The following is an 18,273-nucleotide window of genomic DNA, read 5'->3' on the forward strand; positions in this document are numbered from 1 at the left end:
TGGAACCGGACCGCGGGACGCCTCCGTCCCCGGCGACGCCGAACTGTCGTCGTCTCGAAATGCGCCGAAGCGTCCAGCGGCCGGGCGAGTCGAAACAACGTGAAGACCCCGGGCGCCTACGGGCCTGTAGTGTGCTGTCTGAGCCTAATTGGCTCGCCAGCAGCGACCGTCGGACGACAGGTCACGGTTGCCGTCACAGTGCTGTGGCAGTTGGAGTCCAGTGCGTACCACTGCGGGTTACGCAGTAACTAACGGCGTCGAGAACCGTCGCCACGACAGCAGGACTCCACGCTCGCGGCGAACTCCGAGCCATTTTAACTGTCGGTGCTTCGAATCGGACGACGTGACACGTTTCGATACGCTCTCGCGGGCTTGCGGAGTCGCCGCACCGCTCGTCACGCTCGGTGCGATTCTGGTCGCAACGCTCGTCTCGCCGTCGTTCTCGTGGGCGTCGAGCGCCCTCTCGGACCTCGGGCGACCCGGCGCACCGACCGCGGCGATTTTCAACGGCGGGTTGGTCCTCGGGGCGCTACTCGCGCTCCCCTTCGTCGCGCGAGTCGGTCTCGGTGCCCGGCGACACCTGACTCGGGCCGGAGTCGCGGCGTTCGGTCTCGCGGCCGTCTCGATGGGTCTCGTCGGCGTGTTCCCCGAGGGCCACGCCTACCACTTCCCGTCGGCCATCTCGCTCTATCTCTTCGTGACCTACGGCCTGTTCCTCTACGGGTCGGGACGGGTCCGTGCCGGGGCGACGAACGCGGGACTCGCGGCAATCTGGCTCGGCGTCGCCCACGTCACGTCGTGGGTCGTCTGGGCCGCGGGCCTGCGAGTCGGCCCGGGACTCGCGGTTCCGGAGACTGTCGGTGCCGGGATGTTCGTCGCGTGGATCGGACTCGCGTGGCGTCTCACCGAGGAGTGAACTCGCCCGAAGCTACAACCTGTTGGCGGGCGTACTTCGCCCGTCATGGACCGCACCAATCCCGCGACCGGGGAGTCGCTCGAACCGATACCGGACGACTCCGAGGAGGAGGTAGACGCCGCGCTCGATACCGCCACTGAGACCTTCGCGACGTGGAAAGACGTTCCCGTCACGAAGCGCCAGCAGCTCCTCGCGAACGCCGGAGACGTCCTCCGCGAGAACAAGCAGGAGTACGGCGAACTGATGACGAGAGAGATGGGGAAACCGCTCTCGGCGGCCGTCTCGGAGGTCGAGAAGTGCGCGTGGGTATGCGACTACTACGCCGAGAACGCGGCCGAACACCTCCAGACCGAGCGCCGACCCGGCCCGGCCCACGTCGAGGCCTCCGTCTCCTACGAACCGCTCGGTCCGATTCTGGCGGTCATGCCGTGGAACTTCCCGTTCTGGCAGGTGTTCCGCTTCGCGGCCCCGCACCTCACCGCGGGCAACGTCGGCCTGCTGAAACACGCCTCGAACGTTCCGGGGTGTGCGCAGGCGATTCAGGAAGTCTTCGAGGAAGCGGGCTACCCGGAGGGCGTCTTCCAGTCGCTCGTCGTCCACTCGGACGAGGCCGAGTCAGTCATCGAGGACGACCGCGTGCAGGCGGTCACACTCACCGGGAGCGCCCGCGCGGGGCGCTCCGTGGCCAAGACCGCGGGCGAGAACCTCAAGAAGAGCGTCCTCGAACTCGGCGGTTCGGATCCCTTCGTCGTGCTGGACGACGCGGACCTCGACGCCGCCGCGGAGACCGGAGCACAGGCCCGAACCCTCAACGCTGGCCAGTCCTGCATCGCCGCCAAGCGGTTCGTCGTCCACACGGACGTCTACGACGAGTTCCTCGACAAGTTCGTCTCGGCGATGGACGACGTGACAGTGGGCGACCCCACCGACGAGGAGACGGACATCGGTCCGCAGGCCCGCGAGGACCTGATGGAGGACGTTCACGAGCAGGTCCAGCAGACGGTCGAGGAGGGCGCGACCCTCGAACTCGGGGGCGAACCGCTCGACCGAGACGGGTTCTACTACCCGCCGACCGTGCTGACGGACGTGCCCCGCGACTCGGTGGCGGCCACCGAGGAGGTGTTCGGTCCCGCCGCGGCCGTCTTCGAAGTCGAGGACGAACGGGAGGCCGTCGAAGTCGCCAACGACCACCACCTCGGACTCGGCGCGTCGATATGGACGCGGGACTTGGACAGGGGAGAGGAGGTCGCCCACCGCATCGACGCGGGGATGACCTTCGTCAACGAACTCGTCAAGTCCGACCCCAGAGTCCCCTTCGGCGGCGTGAAGGACTCGGGGTACGGCCGCGAGTTGGCCGTCCACGGCATCGAGGAGTTCGTGAACAAGAAGACGGTGTGGGTGCAGGACGCCGACGGGAACGAGGAAGACGTGGACGTGACGATAGAGTAGCGGACTACTCCCGTCGCCGGTTCCGAATCTCGGCCAGCGGGAGACCGAGCAGGCCGACGACCAGCGCCCCGCCGAACCCGAGCGTGAGGGTGTCCGCGAGGCCCGACCCGCCGGACCCAGCAGACGCGTTCGACCCGCCGGTCGCGCTGGGTTCGCTCGAACCACTCGCGCCGGACCCGCCGCCGGAACTGCCGACCTCCACGTCACCGACGACGACAGCGCCCTTCATGCCCATGGCCTTGTGGGGCACGCAGGCGTACTTGACCACACCCTTCGAATCGAACGTCTGGCTGAAGGTGTGACCCTGCGAGTCGGTCATTTTACTCTCGAACGACCCGTCTTCGGCGACGACGTTGTGGCTACCGCCTTTGCCGGTCCACTTCCAGACTACCTTCGCGCCGGGGTCCACCCGGACGGCGGCCGGGCCGAACGCGAAGTTACCGTTGTTCCCCTTCGCGCCCACCTCGACCGTCACCTCGGATTTGCCGGTCTCGTCCACCACGCCGTCGTAGTTCGACACGCCGTCCAACCACCCGTCGAAGGTCGACTGGGCCGCCACGGGCGCGCTCGCGCCGATGCCCGCGGCCGTCACGCCCGCGACGCCCGCCGCACCCTTCAGGAACGTTCGTCGGTCCACTGCGCCACCTGAGCAGGAAACATCGGAGTTCATCGTAATTAGAGGTTCCGCGGAGAGGACGATATAAACCCCCTCTCGTTCCCAGAGAGTGAAAACGGGGCTACGAGTCCGCGGCCGGGGCGAGGGTCACGTTCGAGAACTCGAACCGAGCGCCGCCCTCGTCGCTCTCCGTCAGGGTACACTCCCAGTCGTAAATCTCGGCGAGTTGCGTGATGAACGTCAGTCCGAGACCGATTCCGACCTCGTCGGTCGTGTACCCGGCCTCGAAGACTCGCTCCCTGTCGGCTTCCGGGATTCCCTCCCCGTCGTCCTCCACGTAGAACCCGTCCTCCAGAGCGCCGATGCGAATCGTCACGCCGTCGTCCGCCGCCGAATCGTCCTTCGAACCGTGTTCCACTGCATTTTGGAGCAGGTTCTGGAGCAGGTGTTGGAGGTGGTGGCGTTCTACCTCGACCCGGACGTCAGTCTCCACGTCGAGTCGGCCGCCCTCGGCGGCGACGTCCGCCCACGCCTCGCTCGCGGCCTCGCGCAGAGAGACTATTTCCGGGTCGATGGACGCCTCGACACCGCGAGTCATCACCAGCAGGACGTCTATCATGTCCTCCATCCGGTCGAGGGCGTCGGCGACCCGTTCGAGCGCCGTCTCGTCCTCGTCTCCGGCCGTCGGGAGGTAAATCTGGGCGATGGAGAGTGGGTTGCGGAGTTCGTGGGCGAGCATGCTGGCGAACGATTCGAGTCGCTCGTTCTGCTGTTCGAGTTGCTGCTCCCGGCGCTTCCGGTCGGAAATGTCCCTGACGTAGACCGACAGTCCGCTCTCGGAGGGGTACGCGTGGTACTCGAACCACGCGTCGAGCGCCGCGACGTACTCCTCGTGGGAGACGTTGTTCTGGGTCTCGACCGCCCGGTGGAACGCGTCGTAGGTTTCCGTCTCCCGAATCTCGGGGAGGACCTCCCAAATCGTGCCGCTGAACAGGTCCGCCCGGTCCGCGCCGAGCAGTCGTTCGGCCTGTTCGTTGACGTACGTGAACCGCCACGCCTCGTCCAGCGCGAAGAACCCGTCGTCGATGCGCTCGAACACCTCCTCCAGTTCCGCCTGTAACTGGTCGCGCTGGCGCTCGATGGTCTGTTGGCGGTCGGCCCTGTCGAGGGCGGCCTCCGTGTTCGCCGCCAGTATCTTGGCGAGGTCGAGTTTCGCCTCGGTTATCTCCTCGGTCGTGGTCGACCCCGCCGTGAGAACGCCGTGTTCGCCCAGCGGGAGAATCATCTCGGTTTGGACCGGCGTCTCGGCGTTGTAAACGTCGGTCTGCTCGGGGACGGTGTCGTAGAGTTCCGGCCTCTGGGACCCGTAGACGCGCCACGCGAGTCCTTCTCCCTCCTCGAAACAGGGGACGCCGTCGAACAGTTCCTCGGCCTCGGCCGTCGTCTCGACGGGACGAAGCACGCGTTCGTCGCCGTCGAGGAGGTGAACGCCACAGACGTTCAGGTCGAGGATGTCGCGAACCGTCGAGACCGCCACGTCGCAGATTTCGGTCTTGGTCTCGGCGGCCATCAGGTCGCGGGTGACCGCCCGAAGTCCCGCCAGCGTCTCCTCGTACTGCTTCCGGCGGGTGACGTCCCGGAACACCGCCTGATTTATCGTCCGGCCCCCGATGTCCGCGATGCTGGCGCTGATTTCGACCGGTACCTCGGTGCCGTCGTCGCGCACGACGTAGTAGTCCTCGTACTCCCGAAGCACGCCGCCCGATTCGACGTGCGCATCGAAGAGTCGGCGGTACCTATCGGTCTCTTCCGGCGGGTGGAGGGCCGTCTGGTGCATCCCCACGATGTCCTCCCGGGACTTGCCGAGAAGTCGTTCCGCGGCGTCGTTCGTGTCGATAATCGTCCCGGTCTCCGCGTCCACGAGGAAGACCGCGTCGGGTGGGTTTCGACCAGTTTACGGTACTTCTCCCGCGACGCTTCGAGTTCGGTTTCCCGGCGTTTCCGGTCGGTCACGTCTCGACCGGTTCCGGCGATGCCGAGCGGGTCGCCCTCGTCGTCCCGAAGCAGCGCGGCGGTGAACTCGTAGGCGATTTCGCGACCGTCTTTGGTCCGGAGGTCGGCCTCGACCCGCGCGGAACCGGTCTCGGAGACGCGTTCGACGGCGTCGGTGATGCGCTGGCCCCCGTCCTCGGTGAACAGTTCGGTCGGGGCCAGACCGTCGAGTTCGTCGTCGCCGTACCCCGTCACCGTCTTCGCTTCCTCGTTCCAGCGGACTATCCGACCGTCGAGACCGAGCGTGAAGAAGATGTCCGGGAGGGCGTCGAGGGCGCTCTCGGTGAACTCCTTCTCGCGCTTGAGTTCGTCCTCGGCCCGCTTCCGGACCATCAGTTCGCCCAGTTCCGTCGCGACGGTGGTGACGATATCGACGAGTCGGTCGTCGGTCGGCTTGGCCTCGGGCGTGTAGAACGCGAGGACGGCGACGATGTCGTCTCCGTCGAGGACGGGCACGCCGAGCGCGGCCTTCAATCCGACTTCCTCGGCCTCGTTCGTTCGGGGGAACACGTCCGGCGCGAGGGCGGCCACGTTCTCCATCCAGACGGGGTCGCTGCGCTCCCAGACGCGCCCCGGGAGACCCTCCCCCGCGGTGAACGAGGCCCGTTTCGAGACTCGCTTGAACGGTTCGTAGGCCTCCGAGACGGCGTAGGCCGCGTCGGTTCGTTCGAGGTGCGTCCGGTCCTGCGAGGGGACCCACGCCTCGCCGTACGCCCACTCCGTCGCGTCGCACACCTCCGCAATCGTCGCTTCGAGACCGTCGAGGAACGTGTCGGCCGCGGCGACCGAGCGAGTCGTCGCGTGGAGGAGGCGGCGCTCGTCCTCGGCGCGCTTGCGCTCGGTCACGTCGCGGACGATGGCGGAGTACAACCGCCGACCCTCGGAGGCCACCTCTCGGAACGAGAGCGCCAGCGGGACCTCGTGGCCCTCGCGGTGACGCCCGGGCAGTTCGACGTAGTCCCAGTCGATGGTCCGCTCGCCGGTCTCCTGATAGCGTCGGAAGGCGTCGATATGGGACTGGCGGAGGTGGTCGGGGACGAGCGTCGTCAGGGGTTCGCCGAGGAGTTCCCCGGGCGCGTACCCGAACACCGACTCGACCGCGGGGTTGGCGAACACGATTCTGTTCGCGGCGTCGATGGTCAGAACCGCGTCCGGTGCCTGATTGACCAGCGCGTCGAAGTAGGCGGTCGTCCAGTTCGCCGTCCGGTTCGCTCGGTAGCGGTCGACGGCGTTCTCGACGCGCCGGGCTAGTTGGCGGGGTCGATACGACTCCCCGCCCCAGTGGACGAAATCCGTGTCGTCGTACGCCAGCACCGCCGACGCTACGTCGGGGTCGTCGGTTTCGCTCACGACGACGAAGGGGACGTCCGGCGAAACGTCTCGGACTCCGTCGAGTAGCGTGAGAACGTCCACGTCGGCGAGCGGGGTCGCACAGACGATACACGATACCGGTCCCGCTTCGAGGTGGTCGAGTACCGCGGTCGCGGTCGTCACCGAAGTCACCTCGAACGTCGTCCGCTCCCGGAGGTCCGCAATCGCTCGCGCGGCGGCGTGCCTCCCGTCTCCGACGTAGAGGACCTGTGACTGCGGCGTGAGATTGCGCACGTATCCCGGGGACTGCACTGGTTACCAGTGGACCGCGCACAGTAATGAGTCCGTTGTCTCGGCCCGGAACGTCTCCCGGCGTCCGCCCGCTGGCTCGGCGGCGAGTTCGACCGTTCGCTACTCTAACACGACCTCGACCAGCGACAGTTCGTCGCTGGGAATCGCCGCCCCGAGCGCGTCGGCTAACTCCTGCCAGTCGTCCGGGCGGTACGCCTCGATACCGAAGCTCTCGGCGAACGTCTGGAAGTCCGGATTCCCCAGTTCCGTGCCGAAGTGTTCCCCGTGGTGTTCGACCTGTTCCTCGGTGATGAGTCGGTACTCGTCGTCGCGGAAGAGCAGAATCGTGTACCCGCACCCGATTCGGGTCCCGGTCTCGATTTCGGCGGCGTTCATCAGGAACCCGCCGTCACCCGTCGCGGCGACGACGTTCGAATCGACTGCGAGGTCGGCCGCGAGACCGCCCGGCACCGAGACACCCATCGACGCGAGACCGTTCGAGATGATGCAGGTGTTGGGTTCGTAGGTCACGAAGTTCTGCGCGATGGCCATCTTGTGGCTCCCCACGTCCGAGAGCAGGACGTCCTCGGCGTCCATCGCGTCCCGGAGGACCGGCAGGACCGTCTCGACGGTGAAGGGGTCGCCCGCCTCGTGGTCGGGCGTCACGTCCGCGACGATGTTGTCGCGCAGGTCGTCGTACCAGTCGGTCTCGAAGTCGGCGTCGATTTCCCCACAGCAGGCGCTCAACTGCCGAACCGCGGCCGGGATGTCCGAGACCACCTCCACGTCCGGGTTGTAGTGTTCGTACACCTCCGCCGGTTCGCTGTCCACGTGGACGATAGTGGTATCGAGGCTCGGGTTCCAGTCCGCCGGGTCGTGCTCGGCGATGTCGTACCCCACGGTTATCACGAGGTCGGCCGACGCGATGGCGTCGGACGCCTCCTCGTGGTCGCCGGAGTCGAGCGTGAGCAGGGAGTGGTCGTCGTCGTCGGAGACCGCACCCTTCCCCATGTAGGTCGCCGCCACCGGCAGGTCGTAGTCGCTGACGAACGCGCGCAACTCCTCGCTGGCGTCGGTCCGGACCGCGCCGTTGCCCGCGATGACGATGGGACGCTCGGCGTCGGCCAGCAGTTCCCGCACTCTGTCGAGCGAGGGCGCGTCGGGTTCCGGTCGCCGCACGCGACTCCGCTCGGCCATCGGTCGGACTTCGCAGTCCTCGTAGGCCACGTCTTCGGGGAGTTCGAGGTGGGTCGCGCCGGGTTTCTCGTACTCGGCGGTCTTGAACGCCTTCCGGACCGACTCGTGGACGATTCCGGGGTCGGAAATCTGGGCGTTCCACTTGGTCACGGGCGCGAACATGTCCACCACGTCGAGTGTCTGGTGGCTCTCGACGTGGAGGCTCTCCAGTCCGCCCTGCCCGGTAATCGCCACCAGCGGGGCCTTGTCGAGGTTGGCGTCGGCGACGCCGGTCAGGAGGTTGGTCGCTCCCGGTCCGAGCGTCGAGAGGCAGACCCCCGCGTCGCCGGTCAGTCGCCCCCACACGTCGGCCATGAAGGCCGCGCCCTGTTCGTGGCGCACCGGGACGAAGGTGACTTCGGAGTCCCGGAGCGCGAACATCGTCGCCTCGTTCTCCTCGCCCGGAAGCCCGAACACGTACTCGACTCCTTCCGCTTCGAGTCCGGCCACGAGGACCTCTGCGGTGTTCATGAGTCCGACGTACGACGTAGTTCCCCATAGGTTCCATTGCCGAGTTCCCGAGTACCGACCGTTGCAGTACCCTCCCGACCCGAACACTTATGATATGTGCCGGACAACTAATTCGACAGTCGAATGAAGCTCTCTCTCCTTCGCCGCTGACCGGACGAACGTCCGCGGCCGAGTCGTCACGCGAGATTCCGTAGCCTCGCGTCGCCGAGTTCGTAATCGCCGCCAGCGACTCCGCAGGGCGTGGTCCCGGTTCGGTCCGTGATTCAGTCGCTACGAGGCCGTTCAACCTCTATTCGAGCCAACGCCGCGACCGAGAGTGCGGGTCGTCTCGCCTCTCGTACGTCGTACCGAGAGCAGTCGGGGAAGCGACGGACGAACGCCACCACCAGACCCACTCAATCGCCATGCCATCTCAGGACGCAGTTATCGCCAAGCGCACAGCAGACGACAGTCCGGACACCGGGGAGATACGGGAGTTAGCAGCGGCCGCGGGCTACGAGGTCGTCGCCGAACTGACCCAGACTCGCCCGCCGGACTCCTCGCTCCAGTTCGGTCGCGGCAAGGCCGAGGAGTTGGCCGAGACGGTCGCCGAGACCGGCGCCGGAGTCGTCGTGTTCGACAACGAACTCACGCCGACACAGACGGTCGAACTCGCCGAGACGTGTCCGGCGGGAACCGAAATCCTCGACAGACACCGCCTCGTCCTCGCCATCTTCGAGGAGCAAGCCGGGAGCAAGCGCGCGGAACTACAGGTCGAGCGCGCCACGTTAGCGTGGACCCTGCCCCGCATCAAGGAGCGAACCGAGGAGCAGGCGATGAACAAGTTCACCGAGTCCGGGACTCGGTACTACGACGTGCTGGACCGCATCGACGAGTTGGACCGCAAACTCTCGTCGCTCGCCGACGAAGCGACGGCCCGGCGCGAGCGACGCCGCGAGGAGGGGTTCGAGTTCGTCGCCCTCGCGGGGTACACCAACGCCGGGAAATCGACGCTCTTGCACCGTCTGGCCGACGACCTCGACTACGAGACCAGCGGGGCCGACCACTCGGACCTCGACGCGACCGCCGAAATCGAGGACCGACTGTTCGAGACGCTCGAGACGACCACCCGGCGGGCGACCATCGACGGTCACCGGACACTCGTCACCGACACGGTGGGATTCGTCGGCGACCTCTCCCACGAACTCGTGGCGTCGTTCCACGGCACGCTCTCCGAGACCGAATCCGCCGACTGCCTGGTGCTGGTCGCCGACGCCAGCGACCCGCCCGCGGAACTCCGCGAAAAGCTGGAAACCAGTTTCGAGCTACTGGCGGATACCGAAGGCGAACTCCTCCCCGCCCTGAACAAGGCCGACGTGCTCGACGGCGACGAACTCGCCGAGCGCAAGGCGGTCGTGGCGGCGGTCGCCGAGGAGTTCGGGACCGACTCGGCGGCCCCCGTCCCGGTCAGCGCGACCGAGGGCCGGAACCTCGACGCGCTCCGCGAGCGAATCGCCGGGTGCCTCTCCGACCGCCGCGACTTCGAACTCGTCCTGCCGAACGACGGCGACGCGATGAGCCTCGTGTCGTGGCTCTACGACCGCGCGTCCGTCTCGGACGTGACGTATCGCGGCGGCGAGGTGAGAATCGAGTTCACGGCGGCCGAGTCCGTGGCCGAGCGTGCGAGGTCGAAGGCAGAATCGCTCGAAGCCGTACGCTGACGCCGGAAGTCGCCCCGCCCGTCTTCCAGCGTGAGGAACCCGCGGCGTTCGACCGCCCCCGCTTCAGAGGTATCGACAGTACTCGCAGGCCGAACAGACCAGTTCGCTCTCGCGACGCAGGAGGACTCCGCGCCCGCAGTCCGGGCACGGCCCGACCGGCATCGCGCCGGTTCGTTTCCCGGTCGCGACGACCGCCCGGCGGAGCCACCGAACTTCCGCTTCGAGGCGCTCGATCCGTCGCTCCAGTTCGCGCACTCGGTTCACTCGCCGTCGGGCAGGACGCTCTCGGACGCGTTCGTTCGTCATGGTACTCTCACCGTCTCATTACGCGCTCAGCGGTCCTAACAGTTCCCACATCTGCAATCTATCGGGGAGGTCACGGACGGCCTTCGAAACGGACAGACCGGGACGTTAGTCCGGTGGGAGTCGACACGGGACGCTGGGACGGCGGACCACTCTGTCGCCCGTTCGAGGAAAGGACTTTGCCGCGGGTCGGCGTATCCTCCGCGAACGAGGAAGCGATGACCGACGACGAACTGCTCGAACTCGACGGGTCGGCGGGCGGCGGCCAACTGCTCCGGACCGCGCTCGCGCTCTCGATGGTGGCCGACCGGCCGTTTCGGATGGAGAACGTCAGGGGCGACCGGCCGACGCCGGGGCTCAAGCCCCAGCACCTCGCGGCGGTCAGGGCCGCGGCGGCGGTCTGCGACGCCACGGTGGAGGGCGCGGAGCAGGGGGCCGAACAACTGGAGTTCCGGCCCGGGACGCCGACCGGCGGGAACGTCGAAATCGACGTGGGGACCGCCGGAAGCGTGACCCTGCTGTTCGACGCGCTCCTCCCGGTCGCGCTCCGACTCGGCCGACCGCTCTCGGTCACCGTGACCGGCGGGACCGACGTGAAGTGGTCGCCGACGATGACGTACTACCGTCGGGTGAAACTCCCGCTACTCCGGCGAGCGGGCGTCTTCGCGGCAGCGGACTGCCCTCGGTCCGGTTTCTACCCGGTGGGCGGCGGCCGGGCGACCCTGTGGCTCGCCCCCTCCTCGCCGTCCGCGCTCGACCTGACCGACCGCGGGTCGCTCGAAGGCGTGCGCGTCTACTCGAAGGCGTCGACTGACCTCGCGGAGGGAGAGGTGGCCGAGCGACAGGCGACGACCGCCGCCGAGCGCCTGCGGGAGGGTTTGGACGACGGGGTGTCGGTCACCGAGCGGACCGTCTCGTCCGTCGAGACCGACTCGCCGGGGTCGGCGCTCGCGGTGGCCCTCGACTACGAGGAGACGACCGCGGGGTTCGACGCCCTCGGCGAGCGCGGGAAACCGGCCGAGGAGGTGGGTTCGGGAGCGGCCGAGTCGGCGCTGGCGTTCCGCGAGGACGACCGAGGCGGCGCGGTGGACGCTCACACCGCCGACCAACTCGTCGCCTTCCTCGCGCTGGCAGGCGGCCGGGTCGCGATTCCCGAGGTGACCGACCACGTCCGGACCGGCGCGGACCTCGTGACCGAGTTCGGCTTCCCGGTCGAAATCGAGGACGGCGACTCGAAGGATGCGCCCGTGCTGAGCGCTCCGGGAACCGAGTATCCCGGACCGGTGTCGTCCGGAGCGGAGCGTTCCGGACCCGAATAGCCGCTCGTCGCTCTTCTCGACATTCCCGACTCCCCGCGGTCACCGGATTCGGTGGTAGTCGTACTGGCCGCGGACGTTCTCGTGGAAGTACGTCCCGTGAGAGCGCGCCCCGAGGAACGACTCGTACGTCTCGCGGGACACGTCGTCGTAGCGATAGACCCCGCCGCTCTGGAACTCGATTTCGAGCGTCTCGTCCTCGTCGTCGTAGCCGATGGACCGGATGGAACTCGACGCCACGGGGCTTCTGGTCTCGGTGACGCACTCCAGTCGCTCGTAGGGGACGTAGCCGACGACGCGCTCGCCGTGGTAGAGGAGCAATCCCTCGCGGCCCTCGTCGAGTTGGTCGCACTCGATTCGCTCGCCGGACACCGTGATGGCCTTCATGGCGGGCGTACGACCGACCGGCCACTCAAGCCATCGGCCGGTCGAGAATCGGTTCCGCGAATCGCCACCTGCCGCACGGCGACTGCGACCGTCGCCTCGAAAACGTCTCAGAACCACGTAACGAGGCGGTATACCTACACACCTCGGCGGCGTACCCTCGTCCATGCCAGAAATCTACGGCGAGTACGAGGGCGACGCCGAGACGCAGTACGTCGCTTGCGTCGTCTGCGGCGACCTCCTCGACCTCTTCGACCCGCACCCGATGTTCCGCGACGAGGACGTCTCGGAGGTCGGCGACGTGGTCGCTCGGACCTACCACTTCTGTAGCGACGACTGCCGCCAGCGGTGGCGGCGAGAACGCGACGCCGGAGAATGAGACAGCGATTGAGCCGATATCCGAGCGTGGCCCGGTAACGAAAAGCCGAGGTCGGTTTTCAGGCGATGCGTCGTCGCACGCCGCTAGAGATGCGCTTGCGGTTGTAGACGAGTTCGCCGAACAGCCATCCGACGAGCAGGAGTCCGGCGACCACGGCACCGACGAAGTCCCACGGACCCATCCAGACCGGACGGACCCACGGCGCTATCTTCGACCACTGGTTGGCGAACTCCGCGACGGGGTCGCTGATGGGCGTCCCGGCGAACGCCGCCGAGAGCCACTGCGAGAAGGTCAACTTCTGGCCGGTGCCGGGGGTGAGACCTGCGCTTCCGGTGAGGCGATACTTCCCCTCGGCGTTCTGGTCGGCGATGGTCGGCCGGTTCTCGGCCGCGGTGGCTTCGTCACCGTAGGTGATGCGCTCGGCGTCGTAGGGTGCCCACGGTGCGTAGAACTCCCAGACGATTTCGCCCTGTGAGTTCACTTCGACGACGCGGTGGTTGTTCGAGTCCACGATGAGGGTGTTCCCGTTCGGGAGTCTGTCGGCGTCCCGCGGCCAGTTGAAACTCTGGCGCGACCCGACTTCCCACGTGCGCTTCCAGTCGCCGCCGCGCTTGGCGTACTCGACGACTCGGTCGCCGTGACTGTCGGCGACGAGGATGGTCGGCGTCCCGTTCTGGCTCTCCATGTAGGTCGGGTTGTGCTGTTCGTTCATCACCTCGTAGTTGTTGTCGCTCCCGAGGCGCATGTCGATGTTCTTCGTGGAGCGATTGACGACCATGACTTGGTCCATGTTCCGGGGCGACATGAGGTACTGGCCCTCGGCTATCTTGTCCACGTCGTTGACGTGCGTCCAGTCGTCGCCGCTACCGTCTTCGGAGGCGTACTGGCCGCCCTGACTCTTGGCCCAGTCGGTGTGGTTGCGGAACTGCCACTCCCAGACGGTCTCGTCCTTACTGCGGTCGTAGATGAAGATGCGGTCCTCGTTGACCTGTTTCTCGGTGTTGTAGTTGCGCATGTTGGCGACGAGGAGTTGGTCGCCGTTGATGAGGTCCGCGTCGTGCGTGTCGTGAATATCGTCGAACCGCTCGCGCCAGACGATTTCGTCGGTCTGCGGGTTGTACTCGTAGATGGTGGTGCCGCCCTTGCGGGTCCCGCTGACGAGGAGGTTACTCCCGTTGACGGGGTCCACGTCGTAGAACCACGTCACGTCGAGGTCGGCACCCTCGTGAATCCACTTCACGTCGCCGCGCGGCCCGACGCCGACGAGGCGGGCGGGTTTCTTCCCGTTGGCCTGCCCTTTGAACTTGAACCCCTGAATCGAGATGACGGTCGTTCCCTCGGCCGGGGACTCGATGGTCCCCCGCTGGAGGTCCGTATCGGAGGGTTCGTACGTGAGGGCGGAAACCGCGGAGGGGGCAAGCAGCGACACGATGACCAGCAACACCACGGCGCGGACTACCCACGGCCGTGAGAGTCGCGTCTTCCACTCGTTCAGCATACAACCGGTTACATCCAGCCGGGATATATGGGTTTTGTCCTCTTTCCGGCAGACGGCGTCGGTAAACTAATCCGTAACATCTATCTGACGGGCGGTCACGACACAGGGGGACACGACTCCAGAACGGTGCCATCGGCAATTCCTTGGTGTCAGAGGACGAACCGCACGAGCATGGAGTTCACCGTGATTCGGGGCGACATCGCCGAACAGCAGGCGGACGTGCTGGTCAACGCCGCGGGGACGAGTCTCCGTATGGGGAGCGGTGTAGCGGGCGCGCTCCGCCGGAGAGCGGGCGACGAACTCGACGAGGCGGCCAGAGCGAACGGCCCGATAGACCTCGGAGAGGTGGCCGTCACCGACGCCTACGGTCTCGACGCCGACTACGTGGTCCACGCGGCGGCCATGCCCCACTACGGCGACGGACTGGCGACCGCCGAAAGCATCCGCGACGCGACTCGCAACAGCCTCGAAGCGGCCGACGAGCGCGGTGCGAGGTCGCTCGTGATACCGGCGCTCGGGTGCGGCGTCGCCGGATTCGAACTCCGGGAGGGCGCGCGAATCATCTGTGAGGAACTCGCGGCGTTCGACCCCGAATCGTTGACCGACGTGCGGTTCGTCGCGTACTCCGACGAGGAGTTCGAGACGGTCCGAGCCGTCGCGGACGACGTAACAGCGGGTTCATAGACGTAGTTTGACAGTAGATACCGCCTATTTTTTAACCGTGGAGTGTAACATCAGGTTGACGAGATAACGGTATGAGTTCGACGCGTTTGGCAATCGTCGTGGAGTCGATCGGTACCGTCGGTCCGGTAACCCGACCCGGTCTCGCTTTACCGAGGCGTCGTCCAGCGTGGACCCAGAGGGACGGCTGGCCGAGTTCCGAATCGACGAGTCGCCGAGGCCTCCCCGACAGCGACGTGACGGGAGACGCCTCTACGACGGTCGCCGAACGAGCGGACAATCCGAACCGGGTCCCGCCGCGGACCGCCGACCCGGGCGGATTCGACGACTCCGGTCGGGAGCGTCATCAGTCCAAACAGACCCGAACACGACCATGAGCGAACAGTTACGCGAAGAGAAACGGAAGATAGAAGAGCTACACGAGGTCGCCTCCGAGATGGAGGCCTGCCACGACAAAGCGGAAGTGTATCGTCTGGGCGTGGACGCCGCAGAGGGGATTCTGGAGTTCGACATCTGCGGTATCGACGTGGCGGAGAACGGGTTCCTCGTCCCCCAAGCGACCTCGACGGAGATGCCGAACGACGGTTACGACGCGCTCGGGGCCGACGAGGGACTCGCTGGTCGCACGTACCAGAACGGGGAGTCGTTCTTGATTCCAGACGTGCGCACGATGGAGGAGGCCGAACCGATTCAACAGCAGTACCGGTCCATCCTCAGCGTCCCCCTCGGCGACTACGGCGTGTTTCAGGCCGGGTCGCGCGAGGCCAACGCGTTCGACGAGGACGACCTCGAACTCGCGGAGTTGCTGACGAGCCACGTCACAGAGGTCATCTCTCGAATCGACTCCCAGTCGGCGCTCCGCGAGAGCGAGGAGAAGTATCGAACGCTCGTGGAGGGGAGCCACGACGCCATCTTCATCCACAGCGAGGAGACGTTCCAGTTCGTCAACGACCGCGTCGGCGAACTCACGGGGTACAGCCGCGAGGAACTGCTGGGAACGTCGATATGGGAAGTCGTCCACGAGGAGGACCGCGAGCGCGTCAGGGCGCTCGTCGAGGAACGGGACACCGACGACGAGAGCAACCACTACCAGTTGCGCATCCGGACGAAGTCGGGCGACGTCCGCTACGTCGAACTCAGCGTGCAAGGCATCTCGTACAACGGCGAAGTCGGCCACCTCGGGTCGGCCCGCGACGTGACCCAGCGAAGGAGGCGCAAACAGAAACTGGAGCGCCAGAACGACCGTCTCAAGGAGTTCGCCAGCGTGGTCAGTCACGACCTGCGAAACCCCCTCAACGTCGCACAAGGGCACCTCGAACTCGCCCGTGAGACCGGCGACGACCGCCACTTCGAGAAGACGGCGTCCGCGCTGGGTCGGATGGAGTCGCTCATCGGGGACCTGCTCGCACTCGCCCGACAGGGGCAGGCCGCCAACGACACCGTGGATGTAGACCTCGAAACCGTCATCAGACGCGCGTGGTCCACTGTCTCGACGGGGAGTGCGACCCTCCACGTCACGGACGAACTGGACGAGGTCGAAGCCGACACCGGTCGCTTACAGGAACTGTTCGAGAACCTGTTCCGGAACGCGGTGGAACACGGCGGCGACGTAACCGTCCGCGTCGGCGCGGTAGACGGGAGCGAGAGCACCCGCGAAGGGTCGGAGTCGAGCGGTGACGACGACGAAACCGGGGCGTTCACCGCCAGCGACGGATTCTACGTCGAGGACGACGGGCCGGGAATCCCGCCCGAGGAGCGCGAGAAGGACTTCGAACACGGCCACACCACGGCCGACGATGGGTCGGGGCTGGGACTCTCCATCGTCAGTAGCATCGCGGACGCACACGGGTGGACCGTCTCTGTCGGCGAGAGCGACGAGGGCGGTGCCCGGTTCGAGATTTCGACGGCGTAACCCTATCGGAAGCCGCGGACCTCGGAAATCGGCAGGGGACTCGTGGGGAGGTCCGCGGGCGGGTCGGGGTCGTTGTAGGCCGAGGGAGCGACGTCGTTGGGCGAGTCGGGGTAGAACAGCGACGCGAGCAGGTGGAGGTGGCGTCGACCCACGTCGAGTTCGAACTGGCCGCCGCCGTACATCCGAATCCCTCGCTCCTCGCAGTGTTCGACGGTATCTAACACCGACTCGACTGACCCGAACCGCGAGGGCTTCACGTTGAGCCACGACGGTTCGAAGGGGAGGTCACGCACGCTCTCGACGCCGGTAATCGGATAGTCCCACGACACCCGCTCGCGGGCCGGGTCGAGCGCGGACTCGGTGTCGTCGGTCCACGCGGGGTCCTCCAGAATCGCGTCTGGGAACGCCTCGACCACCCGGCGGTAGAGGGCCGGGTCGGCGCTCCCGGCCACGTCGGCGTCCTCGTAGAGCGCCTTGAAGTCCACCACGCGAACGCCCGCGTCCGCGAGGTCCGAGACGAGGTCGTCGGTCCAGTCGTCGTCGGCGTCCAGTTTGAACTCCAGTTCGGGGTCGCGCTCGCGCCACTGCCGAATCGGGTCGGCGCTGGCAGGGTCGCCGAGGACGGGACTGGCGACGAAGTTCACGGAGTCGTACTCGCGGTCCAGTTCCGCCCCGAGGTGGGTGTCGGCCTGCCTGAGCGCGAGGTCGAGCGCCGCGCTCTCGAAGGCCCACTGCCGGTAGTGACGGAAGTGGTCGTCCACCTCCTGTTCGGCGTCCGGAAAGAGGTCGCGGTCGGCCAGCGACGCGGAGAACGAGTCGAGCGTGAACTCGCCCGAGAGGTCGAAGCGGTCCGGAATCGGGTGGCGGTCGGCGTCGTAGGTCACGTCCTCGCCCTTCCCGACCTCGCCGTCCCCGGCGAGCGAGACCACGGTCGTGGCCCGCGTGAACCGCTTCGTCTCTCGCTCCCGGCGCTCGTACTCGACGGAGTCGACCGAGAGCGGCAGGTCGGCGACTCGCTCGTAGAGGCTCATGCAGGGTCAAAGGACCCCGGGGCGGAAAATCGTTGGCCCCACACGCTGGCGTCACCTCCGCAGACGTGCAGGAGTGGTGTGACTGTCGCGGTGGTCTGTCCGCAGATACGTATCGTCTAACTCTGGCAGTAAAGTCTGCGACGCCAACACCGAACCGCCGGAATCCGCGGAAGAGGCTTACTCCGTCACCACGGTTACCGGCCCGTCGAAGTTGAGGATGATGGACTGCGTGAGGTCGCCGAACAGCGCCTTCCCCGCGGGCGAACGCTTCTTCCCGGCGATGAACAGGTGGTCGCAGTCGTAGCGTTCGGCGGCGTCGAGGATTTCTGTCTGTTCGTTTCCGAGCGCACCCACCGCCTCCCACGACACGTCGATGCCGTCCAGCGCCTCGCGGCCGATGTCGGCGGCGAACGCCTCGGCCCCTTCGCGGGCCTTCTCCTCCGAGTAGCCCACCGCGTCGTTGGGAATCGACTCCATCGTCTGGCGCTTCTCCTCGTACTCGTCGTCCGTCGTGACGTGGAGCAACACCAGCGAGGCGTCTACCGCGGCGGCGAGTTCGCCCGCCTCCCGCACGAGGGCCTTGGTGGACTCTTCGGCGTCGACGACGGCGAGTGCGCGTTCCATATAAGGGGCATGAAGGGACGGGTAGATAAATAACCCGATTATATAATAAGTATTAGCACGGGTTCGGGCGTCGGGTCAGTGGCGTGGTAGTTGTTCACCACCT

At 66.6% G+C, this 18,273-nt stretch carries 15 protein-coding genes and 1 pseudogene; 7 read left to right on the forward strand and 9 right to left on the reverse strand.

The annotated features are described in order from the left end of the window. The first annotated feature begins 343 nt into the window (after nucleotides 1-343). The gene (locus tag NGM06_RS19615) at nucleotides 344-916 is read left to right on the forward strand and encodes a DUF998 domain-containing protein (protein WP_254270101.1); all 573 of its coding nucleotides are present in this window, start codon (nucleotides 344-346) and stop codon (nucleotides 914-916) included. Between the two features lie 45 nt (nucleotides 917-961). After that, on the forward strand, nucleotides 962-2,365 hold the full coding sequence (locus NGM06_RS19620) for an NAD-dependent succinate-semialdehyde dehydrogenase (protein ID WP_254270102.1): 1,404 nt from the start codon (nucleotides 962-964) through the stop codon (nucleotides 2,363-2,365). A gap of 4 nt (nucleotides 2,366-2,369) precedes the next feature. On the opposite strand, the gene NGM06_RS19625 is transcribed toward NGM06_RS19620, so the two are convergent. The 4 genes and pseudogenes from NGM06_RS19625 to NGM06_RS19640 all read right to left on the reverse strand — a co-directional run bounded on the left by NGM06_RS19625 (nucleotide 2,370) and on the right by NGM06_RS19640 (nucleotide 8,342). Next, the gene (locus tag NGM06_RS19625) at nucleotides 2,370-3,002 is read right to left on the reverse strand and encodes a halocyanin domain-containing protein (RefSeq protein WP_254270103.1); all 633 of its coding nucleotides are present in this window, start codon (nucleotides 3,000-3,002) and stop codon (nucleotides 2,370-2,372) included. A 100-nt stretch (nucleotides 3,003-3,102) separates the two neighbouring features. Continuing rightward, nucleotides 3,103-4,902 (reverse strand): PAS domain S-box protein, encoded by a 1,800-nt coding sequence (locus tag NGM06_RS19630; RefSeq protein ID WP_254270104.1) that lies wholly within the window; start codon nucleotides 4,900-4,902, stop codon nucleotides 3,103-3,105. Between the two features lie 71 nt (nucleotides 4,903-4,973). Further along, a pseudogene (locus tag NGM06_RS19635) lies at nucleotides 4,974-6,656 on the reverse strand (PAS domain S-box protein); the annotation flags it as partial. Between the two features lie 99 nt (nucleotides 6,657-6,755). Then, on the reverse strand, nucleotides 6,756-8,342 hold the full coding sequence (locus NGM06_RS19640) for an acetolactate synthase large subunit (protein WP_254270105.1): 1,587 nt from the start codon (nucleotides 8,340-8,342) through the stop codon (nucleotides 6,756-6,758). A gap of 404 nt (nucleotides 8,343-8,746) precedes the next feature. Here NGM06_RS19640 and hflX point away from each other — a divergent pair, with 404 nt between their 5' ends. Then, nucleotides 8,747-10,042, forward strand: a complete 1,296-nt coding sequence (gene hflX, locus NGM06_RS19645; protein WP_254270106.1) for a GTPase HflX — start codon at nucleotides 8,747-8,749, stop codon at nucleotides 10,040-10,042. Nucleotides 10,043-10,105: 63 nt separating this feature from the next. Here the strand turns inward: hflX and NGM06_RS19650 are convergent, their stop codons facing one another. Continuing rightward, a complete protein-coding gene (locus tag NGM06_RS19650; protein ID WP_254270107.1) occupies nucleotides 10,106-10,348 on the reverse strand; it encodes a hypothetical protein in 243 nt (80 codons plus the stop codon). 215 nt (nucleotides 10,349-10,563) lie between these two features. On the opposite strand from NGM06_RS19650, the gene rtcA reads away from it, so the two are divergent. Beyond that, nucleotides 10,564-11,664 carry an RNA 3'-terminal phosphate cyclase gene (gene rtcA / locus NGM06_RS19655; protein ID WP_254270108.1) on the forward strand — a complete coding sequence of 367 codons (1,101 nt, stop codon included), beginning with the start codon at nucleotides 10,564-10,566 and terminating at the stop codon, nucleotides 11,662-11,664. 39 nt (nucleotides 11,665-11,703) lie between these two features. Here the strand turns inward: rtcA and NGM06_RS19660 are convergent, their stop codons facing one another. Next, nucleotides 11,704-12,048 (reverse strand): KTSC domain-containing protein, encoded by a 345-nt coding sequence (locus tag NGM06_RS19660; protein ID WP_163523015.1) that lies wholly within the window; start codon nucleotides 12,046-12,048, stop codon nucleotides 11,704-11,706. Nucleotides 12,049-12,211: 163 nt separating this feature from the next. Here NGM06_RS19660 and NGM06_RS19665 point away from each other — a divergent pair, with 163 nt between their 5' ends. Then, nucleotides 12,212-12,424 (forward strand): DUF7576 family protein, encoded by a 213-nt coding sequence (locus tag NGM06_RS19665; protein WP_254270109.1) that lies wholly within the window; start codon nucleotides 12,212-12,214, stop codon nucleotides 12,422-12,424. A 58-nt stretch (nucleotides 12,425-12,482) separates the two neighbouring features. Here NGM06_RS19665 and NGM06_RS19670 read toward each other — a convergent pair whose 3' ends face one another. After that, nucleotides 12,483-13,922: an aryl-sulfate sulfotransferase gene (locus NGM06_RS19670; protein WP_254270110.1), complete on the reverse strand. Its 1,440-nt coding sequence runs from the start codon at nucleotides 13,920-13,922 to the stop codon at nucleotides 12,483-12,485. Nucleotides 13,923-14,093: 171 nt separating this feature from the next. On the opposite strand from NGM06_RS19670, the gene NGM06_RS19675 reads away from it, so the two are divergent. Then, entirely contained in the window at nucleotides 14,094-14,606 is a 513-nt protein-coding gene (locus tag NGM06_RS19675) for a macro domain-containing protein (protein WP_254270111.1), read from the forward strand. A gap of 370 nt (nucleotides 14,607-14,976) precedes the next feature. Beyond that, complete coding sequence (locus tag NGM06_RS19680) at nucleotides 14,977-16,515, forward strand: PAS domain S-box protein (RefSeq protein WP_254270112.1); 1,539 nt, start codon at nucleotides 14,977-14,979, stop codon at nucleotides 16,513-16,515. A 2-nt stretch (nucleotides 16,516-16,517) separates the two neighbouring features. Here the strand turns inward: NGM06_RS19680 and NGM06_RS19685 are convergent, their stop codons facing one another. Together NGM06_RS19685 and NGM06_RS19690 are read right to left on the reverse strand one after the other, a co-directional pair. Beyond that, nucleotides 16,518-17,546: an enolase-like domain-containing protein gene (locus NGM06_RS19685; protein ID WP_254270113.1), complete on the reverse strand. Its 1,029-nt coding sequence runs from the start codon at nucleotides 17,544-17,546 to the stop codon at nucleotides 16,518-16,520. A 177-nt stretch (nucleotides 17,547-17,723) separates the two neighbouring features. Next, entirely contained in the window at nucleotides 17,724-18,170 is a 447-nt protein-coding gene (locus NGM06_RS19690; protein ID WP_254270114.1) for a universal stress protein, read from the reverse strand. Nucleotides 18,171-18,273 lie beyond the last annotated feature (103 nt).

Origin of the sequence: Halorussus aquaticus (assembly GCF_024218795.1) — an archaeon.
GTDB lineage: Archaea > Halobacteriota > Halobacteria > Halobacteriales > Haladaptataceae > Halorussus > Halorussus aquaticus.